Raw genomic sequence first — 1,545 nt, 5'->3', positions numbered from 1 at the left:
GCCGACGGCCTTGCGGACGGCGTCGAGTTTCCTGTTCATCCCGGCGACGAGTTCCGCGGCCTTCGCACGGGTCCCGGTGACCGCGCCCAGCGTGGTGATGTCCGCCTCCACGGCGGACAGGTCGGTCACGGGGTGCTTGCCCGTCACGGCGCAGGCGGTGGACCTGAGGAAGACGTGGGTGGTCCGCCGTCGTGCTCGGCGGCCTGATGGTGACGGGCTGCGGCGGCGGGACGGGCACGGCGGACGAGAGCGGGGGGAAGGCCGGGCAGACCGGCTCCGGCGGCTACCCGGTGACCGTCACCGACTGCGCGGGCGCCAAGGCCACCTTCTCCCGCGCCCCCCGGAAGATCGTCACCAGCAACGCCGCCGGCCTGGAGCTGCTGCTCCGGCTCGGCGCCGGCGACAAGGTGATCGGCACCGGCTTCCCGCCCGGCCGGGGCACCCTGCCCGGCGACCTGAACGCCCAGGCCCGCAAGGTCGAGGTGCTCAGCCGGACCGTGATCCCGAAGGAGAAGCTGCTCGGCTCCGGCGCCGACCTGTACGTCGACACCTTCGCCTCGATGAACATGGGCGGCGGCATGGGGGACACGCCGACGGAGGAGGAGTTCAGGGCGGCCGGGATCACCCACGTCTTCCTCAGGTCCACCGCCTGCGCCGTGACGGGCAAGCACCCCGTGACCGACCTGTCCGCCGTGGAGGCGGACATCACCACGCTGGGCGCGGTCACCGGGACCCGTGCGAAGGCCGCGGAACTCGTCGCCGGGATGAACAGGAAACTCGACGCCGTCCGCAAGGCCGTCGGCGGCACGGCGCCCGGCGCCCGGCCGACGTACTTCTTCTTCGACTACGACGCCGGTACCAAGCAGCCCATGGCCGTCTGCAACCGCCAGATCGCCCACGCGGTGATCACCCTGGCCGGCGCCCGCAACGTCTTCGCCGACTGCGACGGAGACTTCCAGCAGGTCGGCTGGGAGGACGTGATCGCCAGGAACCCGGACTGGATCCAGCTCGGGGTGCGCGACCGGGGCAGTGAGGCGGCGAACGAGAAGGCGTTCGACGAGGCACGCACGTGGCTGGAGACCAACTCCGCCACCAAGGGGCTCAAGGCGGTGCGGCAGGGCCACTTCCTGCGGATCGGCTCCGAGCCGACCACCATCGCCGGGGTCCGCAACGCCGACACCGTCGAGGAGATCGCCAGGACCCTCCACCCGGGCAAGGCCGGCTGAGCCGTGGTCGCCACCTCCTCCCCGTCCCGCCGCACACCCGGCGCCGCGCCCGGCGCACCGCGCGGTCTGCCCGCCGGACCGGTCACCGCCGCCCTCGGCGTCGCACTGCTGGCGGCGCTCACCGCGGCGGTGTCCTGGGGCTCGACATCCATCCCGCCCGCCGAGGTGTGGAGCGTGGTGGGCCGGAGACTGTCCGGCGCGGCACCCAGGCCCGGCACCGACGACCTGATCGTCTGGCAACTCCGCGTCCCGCGCGCCCTGTCCGCGGCCCTCGTCGGCGCCGGACTCGGCCTCGTCGGCACGGCGACGCAGGCCCTGG

2 protein-coding genes are annotated in these 1,545 nt (G+C 73.6%); both read left to right on the top strand.

Annotated features, from left to right (window positions below; genetic code table 11):
* Nucleotides 1-206: 206 nt before the first annotated feature.
* Nucleotides 207-1,226, top strand: a complete 1,020-nt coding sequence (locus CCN44_RS41740; protein WP_086704445.1) for an ABC transporter substrate-binding protein — start codon at nt 207-209, stop codon at nt 1,224-1,226.
* Between the two features lie 3 nt (nt 1,227-1,229).
* Nucleotides 1,230-1,545 (top strand): iron chelate uptake ABC transporter family permease subunit (locus tag CCN44_RS41735; RefSeq protein ID WP_143650468.1); only part of this gene is annotated, 316 nt, incomplete at its 3' end.

This window comes from Streptomyces tricolor (assembly GCF_002155905.1).
Taxonomy (GTDB): domain Bacteria; phylum Actinomycetota; class Actinomycetes; order Streptomycetales; family Streptomycetaceae; genus Streptomyces; species Streptomyces tricolor.
This window is presented reverse-complemented; position numbering and strand designations above follow the sequence as displayed.

What these genes read in the sequence shown, in the direction of transcription:
- CCN44_RS41740 (WP_086704445.1), top strand. Translation starts at nt 207, where the DNA reads ATGGTGACGGGCTGCGGCGGCGGGACGGGCACGGCGGACGAGAGCGGG.